The 14,677-nt window shown below is 69.8% G+C and carries 13 protein-coding genes; 5 read left to right on the top strand and 8 right to left on the bottom strand.

What is annotated here, in order from left to right; all coding sequences use genetic code 11:
- Window positions 1-17: 17 nt before the first annotated feature.
- The 3 genes from ACFY3D_RS05490 to rho all read right to left on the bottom strand — a co-directional run bounded on the left by ACFY3D_RS05490 (window position 18) and on the right by rho (window position 4,078).
- Window positions 18-1,784: a prolyl oligopeptidase family serine peptidase gene (locus ACFY3D_RS05490; RefSeq protein ID WP_362903825.1), complete on the bottom strand. Its 1,767-nt coding sequence runs from the start codon at window positions 1,782-1,784 to the stop codon at window positions 18-20.
- Between the two features lie 176 nt (window positions 1,785-1,960).
- The gene (locus ACFY3D_RS05485; protein ID WP_362903823.1) at window positions 1,961-2,791 is read right to left on the bottom strand and encodes a putative RNA methyltransferase; all 831 of its coding nucleotides are present in this window, start codon (window positions 2,789-2,791) and stop codon (window positions 1,961-1,963) included.
- Between the two features lie 63 nt (window positions 2,792-2,854).
- Window positions 2,855-4,078 (bottom strand): transcription termination factor Rho, encoded by a 1,224-nt coding sequence (gene rho / locus ACFY3D_RS05480; RefSeq protein ID WP_389975242.1) that lies wholly within the window; start codon window positions 4,076-4,078, stop codon window positions 2,855-2,857.
- A gap of 178 nt (window positions 4,079-4,256) precedes the next feature.
- Here rho and ACFY3D_RS05475 point away from each other — a divergent pair, with 178 nt between their 5' ends.
- Complete coding sequence (locus ACFY3D_RS05475; protein ID WP_389975239.1) at window positions 4,257-5,003, top strand: MBL fold metallo-hydrolase; 747 nt, start codon at window positions 4,257-4,259, stop codon at window positions 5,001-5,003.
- A gap of 100 nt (window positions 5,004-5,103) precedes the next feature.
- Here ACFY3D_RS05475 and ACFY3D_RS05470 read toward each other — a convergent pair whose 3' ends face one another.
- Window positions 5,104-6,327: a nitrate/nitrite transporter gene (locus tag ACFY3D_RS05470; RefSeq protein WP_389975235.1), complete on the bottom strand. Its 1,224-nt coding sequence runs from the start codon at window positions 6,325-6,327 to the stop codon at window positions 5,104-5,106.
- Window positions 6,328-6,498: 171 nt separating this feature from the next.
- Window positions 6,499-7,011 carry a hypothetical protein gene (locus tag ACFY3D_RS05465; RefSeq protein WP_389975232.1) on the bottom strand — a complete coding sequence of 171 codons (513 nt, stop codon included), beginning with the start codon at window positions 7,009-7,011 and terminating at the stop codon, window positions 6,499-6,501.
- Between the two features lie 345 nt (window positions 7,012-7,356).
- On the opposite strand from ACFY3D_RS05465, the gene ACFY3D_RS05460 reads away from it, so the two are divergent.
- The gene (locus ACFY3D_RS05460; protein ID WP_350942450.1) at window positions 7,357-8,025 is read left to right on the top strand and encodes a response regulator; all 669 of its coding nucleotides are present in this window, start codon (window positions 7,357-7,359) and stop codon (window positions 8,023-8,025) included.
- A gap of 109 nt (window positions 8,026-8,134) precedes the next feature.
- Entirely contained in the window at window positions 8,135-8,860 is a 726-nt protein-coding gene (locus ACFY3D_RS05455) for an HNH endonuclease family protein (RefSeq protein ID WP_389975228.1), read from the top strand.
- Between the two features lie 22 nt (window positions 8,861-8,882).
- On the opposite strand, the gene ACFY3D_RS05450 is transcribed toward ACFY3D_RS05455, so the two are convergent.
- On the bottom strand, window positions 8,883-9,767 hold the full coding sequence (locus tag ACFY3D_RS05450) for a DUF4429 domain-containing protein (RefSeq protein ID WP_362903809.1): 885 nt from the start codon (window positions 9,765-9,767) through the stop codon (window positions 8,883-8,885).
- A gap of 319 nt (window positions 9,768-10,086) precedes the next feature.
- Between ACFY3D_RS05450 and ACFY3D_RS05445 the strand changes: the two genes are divergently transcribed.
- On the top strand, window positions 10,087-10,491 hold the full coding sequence (locus ACFY3D_RS05445) for a hypothetical protein (RefSeq protein WP_350942455.1): 405 nt from the start codon (window positions 10,087-10,089) through the stop codon (window positions 10,489-10,491).
- Between the two features lie 177 nt (window positions 10,492-10,668).
- Here ACFY3D_RS05445 and ACFY3D_RS05440 read toward each other — a convergent pair whose 3' ends face one another.
- Both ACFY3D_RS05440 and ACFY3D_RS05435 read right to left on the bottom strand, forming a co-directional pair.
- Entirely contained in the window at window positions 10,669-11,010 is a 342-nt protein-coding gene (locus ACFY3D_RS05440; protein WP_362903805.1) for a hypothetical protein, read from the bottom strand.
- 1,566 nt (window positions 11,011-12,576) lie between these two features.
- Window positions 12,577-13,443, bottom strand: a complete 867-nt coding sequence (locus tag ACFY3D_RS05435; RefSeq protein WP_389975224.1) for a hypothetical protein — start codon at window positions 13,441-13,443, stop codon at window positions 12,577-12,579.
- A gap of 418 nt (window positions 13,444-13,861) precedes the next feature.
- On the opposite strand from ACFY3D_RS05435, the gene ACFY3D_RS05430 reads away from it, so the two are divergent.
- Window positions 13,862-14,626: a 2,3-dihydro-2,3-dihydroxybenzoate dehydrogenase gene (locus tag ACFY3D_RS05430; protein WP_389975221.1), complete on the top strand. Its 765-nt coding sequence runs from the start codon at window positions 13,862-13,864 to the stop codon at window positions 14,624-14,626.
- Window positions 14,627-14,677: the final 51 nt, after the last annotated feature.

Genomic DNA, 14,677 nt, shown 5'->3' with positions numbered 1-14,677 from the left:
CGACAGCGGAGTGTGCGCTAAATATTGGTCTTCACGTGTTTTCTGGCGAACTCCAGCTGTGCCGACATCTGCGCGATGCGCTCGGAGACGACCAGGGAGCCGTGGCCCGCGTCGTAGCGGTACACCCTGTGCTCGTGGTCGCGCTCGGCGAGCCGGGCCACGTACGCCTCGATCTGCCTGATCGGGCAGCGCGGGTCGTTCTCCCCGGCGAGGATGAGGAGCGGCGCCTCGACCTGGTCGACGTAGGTGATCGGTGAGCTGTGCACGTACCGCTCGCGCTGTTCCTCGGGTGAGCCGCCGATCAGCGCGCGGTGGTAGGAGCGCAGCGCCTCCGTCTCCTCCTCGTAGGCGGCGATGTGGTCGGCGATCGGCACCGTGGCGATGCCCGCCGCCCACATCTTGGGCTGGGTGCCCAGGCCGAGCAGCGTGAGGTAGCCGCCCCAGGAGGCGCCGGACAGCACCAGCCGGTCGGGATCGCAGACGCCGCGGTCGACCAGGGCGTCCCTGACGGCGGCCACGTCGGCCAGCTCGATGTGCCCGACGTCGCCGTGGAGGGCGTTGCGCCAGGCGGAACCGTAGCCGGTGGACCCCCGGTAGTTGACCCGCACGACCGCGAAGCCGTGATCCACCCAGGCGGCCACCTGGGGCACGAAGGAGTCGTCGTCCTGCGCGGTGGGCCCGCCGTGCAGCATGAAGACCGTGGGGAAGGGGCCGGAGCCGCGCTCGGGACGCGAGACCAGGGAGTGGATGCGGCCGCCGGGTCCTTCCACGTCCACGTCCTCGACCGGGACCGACGGGGGTGAGGTGGGGCCGCCGTGGTTCATGACCACGTGGCCGCTGGTCGATCGGATCAACGGCGGGTGGGCGCCGCTGGACCAGGAGTACTCGACGGAGCCGTCGGGGCGGGGCGCGGCGGCGTCGATCACGCCGTGCTGGGTCTCGATCGGGAAGAAACCGCCGCCGGGAAGGTCGTAGCGGGTCAGGTAGGTGCGGCCCCGGTTGCCTCGCACGACGAGCAGCGAGCGGCCGTCGTCGTACCAGTCGGCGGTGATCTCGCCCGGGTCGCGCAGCCAGATCTCCCGCTGCTCGCCGGTCTGCGGGTCCCAGACGAGGGGCTCGCGGCGGCCCCTGCGCTCGTGCAGGATGAGCAGGCGGCGGTCCCCGGACACCGGGGCGAAGCGCAGGCCGATGAGTCCCTTGCCGGGGCCGTCGTACAGGTCGCCGACGAGCGCGCCGTTGCGCCGGAGCACGCGCAATCCGGGGTGGCGGGCGTCGCCGCGCTCGCTGTGGCTGATCGCGATCAGCGAGCCGTCCGGGGAGACCGCGGCGACGGCGGCCGCCTCGGTGTGCTCGTAGATCGTCCGTGCGGGCTCGCCCGGCTGGACGAGATGGATGGTGAAGCCCTGTCCGGGCCTGGCCATGCCGATGACCGCCTCGCCCGTCGCGGAGAGCCCGAGCCCGGCGGGGAAGCCGGGGTCGAGGTCGATCGGCTGGTCGGGGCCGCCGTAGAAGGGCTGGCGCATCCACCGGCCCCACTCGTCGCCGTCGGTGTCGTCGAACCACCAGATCCACTGCCCGGTGGGATCGATCGCGCCGTACGAGGTGCCCTTGGGCCGGGAGGTCGCCTGGCGGGTGGAGCCGCCCGCGCGGTCCCAGGCGTAGACCTCCCACGCCCCCGAGGCGTTGCTGCGGTAGACGGACCGGCTGGGAGCCTGGCCGGCCCACACGGGCAACGTCGCGCGCGGCGCGCGGAACCTGGCCTGCCAGCGCTCCTCCGCCTTCATGTGGCGCTTCCCTCCGTCAAGGCGTCAGCTTCTCGCGCCCGGGCGCGGGCTCGCTGAATTGCGGTCCAGTATGTCGTCTTCACCGGCTAATTTCTTGGGGAATGTCTGGGAATTTCGGACTAAAAGTCACATCAGTAACAGGTGTCTCGAAGGTGACTGTCAAGCACACGGCTTGCTCACCGGCGACGCTTAAAGGTAGACATACGAAAAGAAGCCTCCACGGGGCTCATTTCCGGAAGCCCTCCGATCCTGCCTCGCATAACTTCCGTATCCGTATGCCAGGCGCTGGGTCCCATTCCCACGACCGCCTCGACCGCGTCGTGCCCCAGGCGCATCTCGAACGCGAGAAGGCTTCGATCCGTCTCGACGAAGTGCTCGTTCAGGCTTTCCGTCACCCGTCGCTCCTTCGAATCGTCCACCGAAAGGAGCCCCAGCCGCTCCACCAGTGGCGCGAGGTGCCGCGGGGTAGGCGTGACCACTACGAGCTCACCGTCCCCCTTGAGCACTCGTGCGAACTCTGCCCCATTTCTAGGGGCAAACACATTGAGAAGCACATCTATCGTGCCATCTCGCAACGGCAGTGGCCGCCACACATCGGCCACCACCGCCCCCACCCGGGCATGTGCCCGCGCTGCCCGCCTGATCGCGTGCTTGGAGACGTCCAGTGCCACCCCCGCGGCCCCGGGCAGTCCGTCGAGCGCCCGCGCGAGATAGTGACCCGTCCCGGCCCCGGCGTCCGCCACCACCTTCGCGCCGGTACGGCAGGCGCCGGCCACCGCCTCCGCCAGCGGGGCGTAGTGCCCGGCGCCGAGGAACGCGTCCCTGGCCGCCACCATGGCCGCGCTGTCGGCCGTTCCCGGCACCCGCGACCCGGTCAGCAGGCTGACGTATCCCTGCCTGGCCACGTCGAAGCCGTGCCCCAGGGCGCACCTCAGGACCCGCTCTTCGAGCTCCAGGGAACCGCGACAGACCGGGCAGGCGAGGTGTTCGACGACATCGTCCAGCATCTCCCCATCATCTCGCGCCCCGCCGAGGGGGAATTGTCATGATGAGCGGGAGGCCGCACCGGCTCAGGTGGTCTGCTGGATCTGCTGGAGAAAGGCGGCGTTGGACGGGGTCTCGCTGAGCCTGTCGGTGAGAAGCTCCAGCGCCTGCTGCCTCTCCAGGCCGCCCAGCGTGCGGCGCAGCCGCCAGGTGAGCCGCCGCTCCCGGGGGTCGAGGAGGATCTCCTCACGACGGGTGCCCGAGGCGTCGAGGTCGACGGCGGGATAGAGACGCTTGTCGGCGAGGGCGCGGCTGAGGCGCAGTTCCATGTTGCCGGTGCCCTTGAACTCCTCGAAGAGGCTGTCGTCCATCCGTGAGCCGGTCTCGACCAGCGCGGTCGCGAGGATGGTGAGCGAACCGCCGTCGCGCAGGTTGCGTGCGGCACCGAAGAAGCGGCGAGGGGGGAGCAGGGCCGTGGCGTCGATGCCTCCGGCGAGGGTGCGCCCGCCGCCCGGGGCGAGGTTGTTGTACGCGCGGGCGAGCCGGGTGAGGGAGTCGAGGAGGAGGACGACGTCGTGCCCGTCCTCCGCGAGGCGCTTGGCGCGCTCGACGGCGAGTTCGGCGACGGCGGTGTGGTCGCGGTCGGGACGGTCGAACGTGGACGCGGCGACCTCGCCCTGGATGGACTCGCGCATCTCGGTGACCTCCTCGGGGCGTTCGCCGACGAGCACGACGATGAGGTGGCAGTCCGGGTGGTTGGCGGTGATCGCGGCGGCCAGGTCCCGCAGGACCATCGTCTTGCCCGCCTTGGGCGGGGCGACGATCAGCCCTCGCTGGCCCTTGCCGACCGGGGCGAACAGGTCGACGACCCTGCCGGTCAGCGATCCGGTCTCCAGGCGGAGCCGGTCACGCGGGTGGATCGGGGTCATGTCCGCGAAGTCGGGCCTGTGCCGCCGGGCGGCGGCGCCGTTCACGCTCTCCACCCCCTCCAGCCTCTCGTACGGGGCACGTGCGGTGGCCACGACGTGGTCGCCGAGGCGCAGGCCGTACTCGGAGATCTGGGAGGGGGGAACGCGGACGTCGTGCGGTGACGGCAGGTAGCCGCGGGTCCGGATGTACCCGGTACGGTCGCGGATGTCGAGCAGGCCGGTCACGGTCTCGACGGGAGCGTCGCGCCCGGGGGACCGGCCGCCCGCGGTCGTGCCGTTTCCGCGGGGGGTTTTCCCCGAGCCGCCCGCACGGGGACGCGGGACCTTCCTGGTGGTGATCTTCTCGACGCGGGGTTCTTTGAAGACGGGTTCCGTGGTCATGAGTGACCTTTCACGGGAGATACGGGAGATGCATGAGACGGGGACCGCACGCCTGAGACAGGGGCGGTGAGAGAGAAAAGCGAGAAACGGGGGCGGATCATCGCACGCGGCCTAGCCAGCGGTGCGTCACGCCCGGTATCACGGTAGCACCGTTGCCTCATCCCGAACAGGAGAGCGGATGCTACATCGGTCTATAACGGTTGCCGGGGTCGAGGTGTTCCCGCTGTGCGACGCGGTGGGGGCGATGGGCGAGTCGATCCGGCGCCCGATGGCGCAGATGTTCCCCGGCGGCTGTCACGGCGGGTCGGACGAGTGGATCCTGCACTTCCACTGCTATCTGCTGCGCGACGCGGCGGGCCGTACGGTGCTGGTCGACACCGGCATCGGCCCCCGTGACTCGCTCGCGGCGGGCTGGGCGCCGGTGCCGGGCTCCCTGGGCGCGGGGCTGGCCCGGGTGGGGACGGCTCCCGAGGAGGTGGACGCCGTGGTCATCACGCACCTGCACAGCGACCACGCCAGCGGCGCGGTGGTCGCGGGGGCGTCGGTCTTCGCCAACGCCCGGCACCTTCTGCAGCGTGCCGAGATCGACGCGGCGGGCGAGGAGGTCCTCGACCGCGTCGTGCGGCCGCTGGGCGATCGGGTACAGGCGGTGGCCGGCGGGGCGGAGGTGCTGCCCGGCATCCGGGTGCTGCTCACGCCGGGGCACACCCCGGGCCACCAGGTCGTCCAGCTCGGCGATCTGGTGCTGACCGGCGACGTGGTGCTGCATCCGGTGCAACTGGAGGACCCGCGAGTGCCCTACCTCTACGACGCCGATCCCGAGCTCGCCACCCTCACGCGGGTGGAGCTGCTCGACAAGGTCAGGGCGGCGGGCGGGATGATCGGCACCGCCCACTTCGCCGAGCCCTTCACCAGGATCGCCTGAACCCAGACCTTCCCCGGCCCTTCGGAAGGCCGGTCCGCACCGGAGGCGCCGGGGGAGGACGAGCACGAGGGGAGCGATCTTCGCCGTACCGGGCAGGTGGTCAGGGGTTCGTCCGGGGAGCCGCGAGCAGGTTGCGGCGTGCCTTGCGCCGGTAGCGGATGACCTGGAAGGCGCCCAGTGCCCAGATCGGGTACTGCGTGGCGAGGGCCCAGCGGAAGGCGTCCAGGCCGTTGTCGCCCCTGAGGTCGAGGGTGACCCCGATCAGGGCGATCACCAGTATGGACGCGACGAAACCGCCGCCGTTCACGATGCCGGTGGCCGCGCCGATCCGGGTGGCCGGGTTGAAGGTCCTGGCGTAGTCGAAGCCGATCATCGACCCCGGCCCGTTGGCCGCCAGCACCGCCATGAGCACGACCAGCAGCCAGAGTGGTGCCCGTCCCGGCCAGAGCAGTACGACGGTCCACGTCCCCGCGGTGGTGCCGATCACGACGAACACCATCCGGGAGCGGTGGAAGGGGAACCGTCCGGCGAGATAGCCGAGCAGTGGCCCGCACACCATGCCGCACAGGGTCAGCGTGGTGAGCAGCACCCCCGCCGTCGAGGGGGTGAGCCCCTGCCCCTGGACCAGGAACGGATATCCCCACAGCAGCAGGAAGGCCGCGGCCGAGCACTGGGTGGCCGCATGGGTCCACATGCCCAGCCGGGTGCCCGGTTCCGCCCATGCCGCCTTCAGGCTCGGTGGCTCCCCCACGACCTGGGGGAGGGTGTCGCGCAGGACCGTGATCAGCAGGAACGCCGAGACCACGCCCACGACGGCGGCGATCAGGAAGGTCGGCGTCCAGCCGTAGGTGTGCAGGGAGTGGATGAGGGGCACCGCGGAGGCGATCGCGCCCAGCTGGCCGAGCAGGCCGGTGAGCTGGACCATCAGCGGGTTGCGGTGGGCGGGGAAGGAGAGACGGACCAGCCTGATCACGCTGATGAACGTCATCGCGTCCCCGCACCCGATCAGCGTCCGCCCGGCGATCCCCGGTAGCAGTCCTTCCGCGAGGGCGAAGACGAGCTCGCCGCCGGCCATCACCAGGGCCCCCACGATCAGCATCCGCTTGGAACCGAGCCGATCGACGAGCACTCCCACGGGCACCTGCATGCCCGCGTAGACCAGCAACTGGCACATGGCCAGGATCGAGAGTCCCGCCGCGCCGACGTCGAGCCTCGCCGCCGCCTCGATGCCCGCCACACCCAGCGACTGCCGGTGGAAGACGGCGACGATGTAGGCGAGTACACCGGTGGCCCAGAAGAAAATCGCCCTAGGCCGTGGTGTCATGGGGCGAATATTACTTTTTGGGGGTTTTATCAATACGGGCGGGGTCGTGAAGAGCCGGGATCCGCCTTCCCCCGACCGGTCACCCCGCGCTCCGGAGGGCGGCGAAGGGGATCCGGGCATGCCTCAGCCGGTGTGACCCGGGGGTCGCACCGGCTGGGGAAGGCGTGGCGCTTAGCGGTGGTCCGAGCGCCCGTGACGACCGGCCACGAGCTGGTCGGTGGAGGCCTGACGGGGCACGTCGACCCGGGGGTGGGGTGCGGTGTCCTCGACACGGTCGTCGACGCCGTCGCGGTCGCGGTCGACCACGGGGGTCGTGGCGGTCGCGGGAGCGGCGGAGGCGGCGGCGGGAGTCCCGGGGGTCCCAGCGGTCGCCGGAGTCCTGGGAGCCTCTTCGAGCTTGCGCTCCAGCTCCCGCTTCTCCTCCTCCAGGCGGGTGACCCGGTCACGCGCCTCGATCCGCGAGGCACGGAGCCTGCGGCGGTGCGCGGCCGAGCGTCGCATACCCGCGAACAGCATCCCCAGGCCGAGCAGGAAAACCGCTCCCGTGGCGACACCCGCGAAGAAGAGCTCCAGCTGGGACAGCTGGAACAGGCGGTCGAAGACCGTGAACGAAGCGGTGGCGGTCGATGTCGTGGTCTCGTCCCAGGAGACCGCGATCACGGCCGCACCCGCGACTACGATCAAGAGAAGTCCCAGCGCTATCATGTGTGACCTCACCTCAGACTTGGGCTGTTGTGGTAGCCCTTGCTGCCCTCGACGAGCGGGATTATTCATCGGATCCCGATGGGCGTCGGAGAATATGACGGACAGGCTTCCTGAAGGTGCCACCGATATCGACATTTGCCTCGATATCACCATTAATGGCGCAGGACGCGGCTTTTCACCGCGTACCCACCGGGCCGCTCCTGGCCGGACTTCACGGTGCTCGACCGCTCCCCTGCCCAGCGGCACGTAGCGGTTCCGTTCACCGGGGCACCTGATCGGCCAGGGAGCCGCCACCGTAGCCTGGTCTCGACCGAGGAGGACCCCGTGACGCGCATCCTCGTCGTCGACGACGAGCCCCAGCTCCTGCGGGCGCTGCGCATCAACCTGGCCGCGCGCCGGTACGAGGTGGCCGTGGCCGACGACGGCGCCGCCGCCCTGCGCCAGGCCGCCGACTGGCACCCCGACCTGGTCGTGCTCGATCTCGGCCTGCCCGACATGGACGGGGTGGACGTCATCCACGGGCTGCGCGGCTGGACGAATGTCCCGATCATCGTGCTGTCCGGCAGGGCCGAGAGCCGCGACAAGGTGGAGGCCCTGGACGCGGGCGCGGACGACTACGTCATCAAGCCGTTCGGCGTCGACGAACTGCTCGCCAGGATCCGCGCGGTGGCGCGCCGGGTCTCCGCCACCGAGGAGGAACCGGCCCGGTTCGTGATCGGCGAGCACGAGGTGGACCTGGCGGGCAAGACCGTCTCCGGCGGCGTACGGCTGACCCCCACCGAGTGGCGCCTGCTGGAGATCCTGGCCCGTAACCCCGGCAAGCTGATCACCCAGCGCCGTCTGCTGAACGACGTCTGGGGCGCCGCCTACGGCAAGGAGACCCACTACCTTCGCCAGTACATGGCCCAGATGCGCAAGAAACTGGAGCGCGACCCCGCCCACCCGGTCCACCTGCTCACCGAACCGGGCATGGGTTACCGATTCCAGCCCTGACCTGCCCCTTCGCCGGATCCGGTCTCAACCAGCGGACACCCCCGTGTCAACCATGAGATGACCGGGAATCGGTCAGGCGTGAGTCCGTAGACCCTTTCTGGAGGCATGGTTGAGCACGCGGGGGGTGGTCACCGTGATGCTCGGCGCCGCGGTGCTCTTCTCACTGTCGACGCAGGGCGAGGACACGCGTGCGAGGGCCGCGCCCGCCCGGGTCGCGCCACTGGACAATCCGGACGGCGTGCGTCCCGGCCTGGCGCCCCTCAGATCGGCCGGGGATCGGGGAGCCGCCGTCAGGCTGATCGGCAGACTCAAGGTCAGGCCGATGGGCTCCAAGGCCGGCTACAGCAGGGCCAGGTTCGGCGAGAACTGGGCCGACACCGCCAAAGGGGTGCCGTACGCGCGCAACGGCTGCCGTACCCGCGACGACCTGCTGGCCCGCGACGGCGAGGACGTGCGCTACCGCCGAGGGTCCGACTGCGTGGTCGTCTCCATGAAGCTGCGCGACCCCTACACCGGCCGGATCGTCCGCTGGACCAAGAAGCGCTCCGACGAGATCCAGGTCGACCACGTGGTCCCGCTCTCCTACGGGTGGCGGATGGGAGCCTCCCGCTGGCCGATGTCCAAGCGCAAGCGCATCGCCAACGACCCGCTCAACCTCATCCCGGTGTACGGCGCCGCCAACGAGGCGAAGGGCGGCTCGGGACCGGCGTCCTGGCTCCCTCCCGTACGCGGGGTCCGCTGCGCCTACGTCGTCCGCTTCGCCCAGGTCGCCGTGAAATACGACCTGCCGGTCACCCGCGCGGACAAGAAGGTCATGCTCGCCCGGTGCAGGTGACCTCCGCTCGACCGCCCCGACGTCAGAAGCGGCGGATCAGGGCCTGCTTGGCGGTGGTGAACTCCTCGTCGGTGAGGATGCCGTCCCTGTGCAGGTCGCCGAGCTCGCGCAGGCGGCGCAGGAGCGAGTCCGGGTCGTCGTCGGCGGCGGGTGCCGTGGCGGCCTCGATCGAGAGGGGTTCGGCGGGGGGCGGGTGGGCGCCCGAGGGGTGCGGCAGCCTGGCGAGAACGGCGGCGACGAGCAGGGCCGTGGTGCGGATCTCCTTGTCGAATCCCCACAGGACCAGGCAGTTCGGGTCATGCTTGGGAGCGAAATTGTGGGATGCCGTGCCCTTCACATGGAAACGCAGGCAGCCGTTCTCCATGCCCGTGGCCGGGAACCACTCCACGCCGTTCAGGTCCTTCAGCGCGAACCGCTGGGAACCCGTCGACTTCTTGACCCCCTCCGCGGCCCAGTTCCATTCGAGACGGATCGACTCGCCGTCGAACGTGGCCGTGCCGTCGCCGGCCGGGACCACCACGGGGAGTTCGGGGCCGGGCATGAGGTAGCGCTCCGAGGGACCGTCCGGCACCTGCTCGATCACCAGTGCGTTGCGTACCTCGGTGACGAAATACTCGGCGGCGCCGGTGCGGTTGGTGTCAACGACCAGCTGGTAGGGGTCGGCGTTGTCGGCGATCCGCCCGCGCGTCGCCTGACTGAACGGGTCGGCGCCCTCCCGCAGGCGCAGTCGCAGCCTGCCGCCCTTCTTGCCGGGTTCGTACGCGATGCCGGCCACCGCCTCCAGCGGCACCCGCACCTCTCCCAGCAGCTGTCGCAGTTTCTTCACGCTCCGGTCGTGGCCGGGCACGATCCGCAGGATCTCGCCGTCGAACGTCCAGGTTCCGTCGCGCACCATGACCTCCGCCATACGGCGATCGTATGGCAAAGGTCACGGGGGGCTCGCGATCGAGTGGGTTGAGTCATCCCGGACCGGTTCTCCGTCGTCCCGGCACGAAAGCTCCGGTCGTCTTCGGACTCTCCACCCGGGTGCGCCTTGTCGCCGCGAAGAGGCTTCCGGCGGGCGCCCGCCGGGGCCGAGAACGGCGTAAAGGAACGTCGGGAAAGGGTGAAGAAAAGATACTGACATTGGCGTTCGGGCATTTCCCGGGATTTCATGGAGGGGCGGAGTCCGCCCCTCGGTAAATGCCTGTTCAGCAACAAATGTCCGTTATGCGAAGGGGGTAGGTGTGAAGTCCGGGATCGAACCGGTGGGGTTCTCGCTCGCCGGGGGGTTCGTCACCGTCGTCGCCACGGCCGCGACCGCCTCGCTGCTCCTCGCTCCGGCGGAGACCGCCGGCCGCGTACTGATCATGGCGATCGCCGTGTGCGCCTACGCCGCCCGCGGGGTCCGGGCCGGGGTCGCGCTGGCGACGGCCGTCATGGCGTGGTTCTTCGGCACCGGATTCCTGGTCAACGGTGCCGGGGAGCTCAGCTTCGGCAGGCAGGACCTGCTCCGCCTCGGCCTGTTCACGATCGTCGCGCTGGGCACGAACGCGTGCGTCGCCGGGTGCCGGATGGTCGCCGCCAGGCGTCGCCTCCGCGTCCCGCTGCCGGGAGAAGACCCCTCGCGTCTGGTCCTCGCCCGCAACTGACGCGCCCCACGGCCCGAGGGCCGGGTGATCGTGGGGCGCAGGAGGCCGTGCGCGTTCGAGGGATTCGACATCGTTCGAGGGATTCGACATGGAGAATGCCGCGCCCGGCCGGTGCCGGGTACGGCATTCTCTTTTGACGACATTTTTTCATTTGTCAGGCTCGGAACTCGGCGAGGTTCAGAGCGGCGGTGTCTCGTCGGTGAACTTGGCGCAGTTCGCGGGGTAGGCGGGAGGTCCATGAGGTGTTCCCGGAGCGAAGAAGCCTCCCGTCCGGGGAACCGGCCGCCCGAGAAGACACTTCGTCCGGGCGACCTGACCGGACGAACTCTGGACCGTGAGGTGAAGGTACGGAAGGGCGCCGTCATGGAGGATCGTCGTCGCGACGTCCACCACGTCGGTGGGATGACCGGGGATCTTCGAAAGATCGTGCCAGAGCGGAGTCGTGCGCGGATCGCGGAGTTGTGCCGTCCCGTCGTTCCTGACCGACGCGGTGATCGGTTCGAAAAGCAGGTACGACACCGAGACGGCGGAGGTCGGTGCCGCGGGGCCGATCGGTCCCGCGGGTCCTTCCGGGCCAGGTGCTCCAGGCTCGCCCGCGGCTCCGGTGGCGCCGGTCGGTCCCACCGGTCCGGTGGCGCCGGGTTCGCCGGCCGGACCGACGGGTCCCGGAGCGCCGTCCGCACCCGCGGGCCCGGGGGCGCCGACCGGACCCTCCGGGCCCATCGGCCCGACGAGGCCGACCGGTCCTTCCGGGCCGATTGGCCCCGCGGGTCCTTCAGGGCCGATCGGCCCCACCGGCCCTTCCGGGCCGATCGGTCCTACCGGTCCCGCGAGTCCCTGGGGACCTGCCGGACCCTTGGGTCCTTCCGGGCCGATCGGGCCGGTGAGCCCGTCCGGACCCTGGGGGCCGATCGGTCCCGCGGGTCCCATCGGTCCCACAGGACCGGTGGCACCCGTCGCGCCCGCGGGTCCCATCGCGCCCGCCGGGCCCGGTGCCCCAGGAAGGCCGGGGGCACCGGTGTCGCCCTTCGGACCCGTCGCTCCTGTCGGTCCTGCGGGACCGGGAACTCCCTTGGGGCCGGCCGGGCCGGCCGGGCCTGCGGGGCCCACCAGAATTGCGGGCCCTGCCGGATTCGCCAGGCCTGCCGTGTCCGTGGATCCCGTCGGTTTCGCGGGTCCCGCTGGTTTCGCAGGTCCTGCCGGTTTCGCGGGCCCCGCCGGTTTGGCCGGACCGGGTAGGCCGAGCGGATCGAGTGGAACATCTGGAAGATCCGTTTTGGCGGGATTTTCTTTAGCGGGATTCGCCGGGGTCGCCGATTCCGACGGCAGTTCGAGACTCGACGATTTCTTTCCGCGGTCCCGGCCGCTCCTGCCCTTTCCGCTGCCCCGATTCTTGCCGGGACGATCGCGGTCACACACGCAGTGCTGTCCACGGCACTTGCAGTCTTCCCGCCCGAGGGTTCCGATCAGGGAGAAGCTCGCGCCCCCGGGCGCGCCGATCGTCCTCCCGACCGGGACGGTCTCGCTACCCGCGGCTCGCGTGCTGAGGAGAACGGCTCCCGTGGTGTCGGTCACGGCGCCGGCCGGCGCCTGGCAGGAAAGTGCCAGAATGGCGCCGATTGCTGTTGTCGCGACGGACCGGTTTCGAGCGTGTTGGCTGGAATTAATGTTTTGAGCCCGTCTTCTACCGCTAAAAGTCATCGCATTCCATGTCTTTTGTGATTTCAGGAGATCGGATTGCTTGAACCGCGACGATGGCGGCAAGCAGGAGTTACCCGATGATCGACATGGCAAAGCGCGACCCTCGTTAAGAAGGTTTAAACGGATTCGTCAATGGCGGGGATATGTCCAGGTTGCTGGATTCCTCGCCGTACGGTCGCGGCAGAGGGTGCTCTCTCGATTCGCGTATCCGAGTCGAGGCATTTTTGTTGCCCGTAATGATTTTTGAGATGATTATTCGGGCCAAAATCAGTGACGTGCGTCGTGCCGTCCCCGGCGGCGGGACCGGGAGTGCCGGATCCCGCCGCCGGCAGGTGTCGTGGGTGAACCGGTGGACGCCCTCTCGGTCGTGTCCGCCGGTCGTGTCTACTGTCCCTCGCTCGCCTGTGCCTCTCCCTGCTCTGCGAGCGTGCCGCACTTGTAGCCCGCCTCTCGCTCCGGCTGCAGCTGGAGGTTGCCGAGGAGCGTGCCGTCGATCGGGCGCCGGAAGGTCTCCAGCTTGTCGCAGTCGTAGAAGACGTAGGTGCCCTGGCTCTCGCCGAGCAGCATCATCCACCGGCCGTCGTAGAGGGGCTTGTCGCCGTCGGCGTCCTTGATGACGGCCCACTGGTCCTGGAAGCCGACGTAGGGGAGGAGGTCGTTGGCCCGTCCCGTCTCCTGCATCTCCACCGCGCCCAGGGCCATCTGCAGGATCAGCAGGAATCCCAGGCCGATACCCGTCAGAGCGCCGGTGAGCACCTTCATGCCGGCACGGCCGACGGGCTTGCGGCGCAGCAACCGGAACGGCACCAGGAACGTCAGCACGCCCAGCCCCACCGCGACGACGACCATGGCGGCGATTTCGAGGTCGCCCACGAGGCTCAGCAGACCCCAGTAGGTCGCGCCGCACCACAGCGCGGCGAGCAGGGCGGCCACCCAGGGGCGGCGCCGTACGGCCGTCACGGCCTTTCCGACCGCGCCGCGGGTCACTTTGTCAGCGAGCCAGCCCACCCCGACGACGAGGCCGAGGAGCGGCGCGATGACGAGCAGGAGCAGGATCAGCGTCCCCATCAACCGGCCGAGCAGCACGGACTGGTCGATTCCCGCCTGCTGCGGGCTGATGCCGAACACGCCGTACATCTGCTCGACGCCGAGGTAGAGGACGGCGTAGAACGCGACGCCGATCGGGACGATGATCGAGCCGATGCGCTCGATCATCGCCAGCACGCCGCTGCCCTCCTCCGCGGGTTCCACGGGCTCTGCGGAGGTTTCGGCGGGAGGCGCAGGGGGGATATATGCCTGTCGCTCTGAAATATCCTGGCTTGTCACGAAGGATGATGTTAGGTCATGGCGATTGACGCGACGTTGACTATCTGTAAACGCGTCGAATCCGCCCTTCACCTGGGCGGGAGCAGTGGAGACCGGCTCTCCTCGGAAAACCGTCATCGGGGGACGAATCGCCCGCCCGGGGTTCCCTCGCTCGCAGTGTCCCGCAGTCCGGAGTGGTCCCACTAACCTCCGCGATGTCCTCCTGATCTGTGAAAAGTAACTATAAGTTTTTGCTGCGCGACCTAAAGTGATGGAGCTAGCCTGCCTACCGACACAGGCGGACCGTGGCGAGGGCGACGGGAGCGCGAGAGAACGACGAGACACGGCGAGAGACGGTGAAGGCATGGTGATGGAAGGCGCGGTGGCCGTGGTCACCGGTGCGGCACAGGGCATCGGCGAGGCCGTGGCGCGAGCCCTGACGGCCACGGGCACACGTGTCGCCGCGCTCGACGTGAACGCCGAGCGGGTCGCGCGGGTCGCCGCCGACCTCGGCGTCGCGGTCGCCTACCCCTGCCAGGTCACCGACAGCGCCGCCGTCGACGACGTGGTCGCGCGGGTCGAGGCCGATCTCGGCCCGATCGGGCTGCTCGTCAACGTCGCAGGGGTGCTCTGCTCGGGACCCGCCGTCGCCATCAGCGACGACGACTGGGCTCGCACGTTCGCCGTCAACACCGGCGGAGTCTTCCACCTGTCCCGTGCGGTCGCCCGCCGGATGATCCCCCGCAGATCCGGGGCGATCGTCACCGTGGGGTCCAACGCCGCGGGCGTGCCCCGGACCGACATGTCGGCCTACGCCGCCTCCAAGGCCGCGGCCGCGCAGTTCACCAAGTGCCTCGGCCTGGAGCTGGCGCAGTACGGCATCCGCTGCAACGTGGTGTCGCCCGGCTCCACCGACACTCCCATGCAGCGCGCCCTGTGGGCCGGCGGCCACGACGCCAGGACGGTCATCGACGGCTCGCCGGCCAGTTTCCGGGTGGGCATCCCCCTCGGCAGGCTGGCCGATCCCGCCGACATCGCGGACGCCGTCCTCTTCCTGGCCTCCGACCGTGCCAGGCACATCACCATGCAGGACCTGTACGTCGACGGGGGCGCCACGCTCCGGTCGTAGCACGGCACACCCCCCGTTCCTGGATTTCTCCCGACAGGAGACCTCTTAGCC

Origin of the sequence: Streptosporangium sp. NPDC000509, from assembly GCF_042898365.1 — a bacterium.
Classification (GTDB): Bacteria; Actinomycetota; Actinomycetes; order Streptosporangiales; family Streptosporangiaceae; genus Streptosporangium.
This window is presented reverse-complemented; position numbering and strand designations above follow the sequence as displayed.

What these genes read in the sequence shown, in the direction of transcription:
- ACFY3D_RS05485 (WP_362903823.1), bottom strand. Translation starts at nt 2,791, where the DNA reads ATGCTGGACGATGTCGTCGAACACCTCGCCTGCCCGGTCTGTCGCGGT.
- rho (WP_389975242.1), bottom strand. Translation starts at nt 4,078, where the DNA reads ATGACCACGGAACCCGTCTTCAAAGAACCCCGCGTCGAGAAGATCACC.
- ACFY3D_RS05430 (WP_389975221.1), top strand. Translation starts at nt 13,862, where the DNA reads ATGGTGATGGAAGGCGCGGTGGCCGTGGTCACCGGTGCGGCACAGGGC.
- ACFY3D_RS05470 (WP_389975235.1), bottom strand. Translation starts at nt 6,327, where the DNA reads ATGACACCACGGCCTAGGGCGATTTTCTTCTGGGCCACCGGTGTACTC.
- ACFY3D_RS05490 (WP_362903825.1), bottom strand. Translation starts at nt 1,784, where the DNA reads ATGAAGGCGGAGGAGCGCTGGCAGGCCAGGTTCCGCGCGCCGCGCGCG.
- ACFY3D_RS05475 (WP_389975239.1), top strand. Translation starts at nt 4,257, where the DNA reads ATGCTACATCGGTCTATAACGGTTGCCGGGGTCGAGGTGTTCCCGCTG.
- ACFY3D_RS05450 (WP_362903809.1), bottom strand. Translation starts at nt 9,767, where the DNA reads ATGGCGGAGGTCATGGTGCGCGACGGAACCTGGACGTTCGACGGCGAG.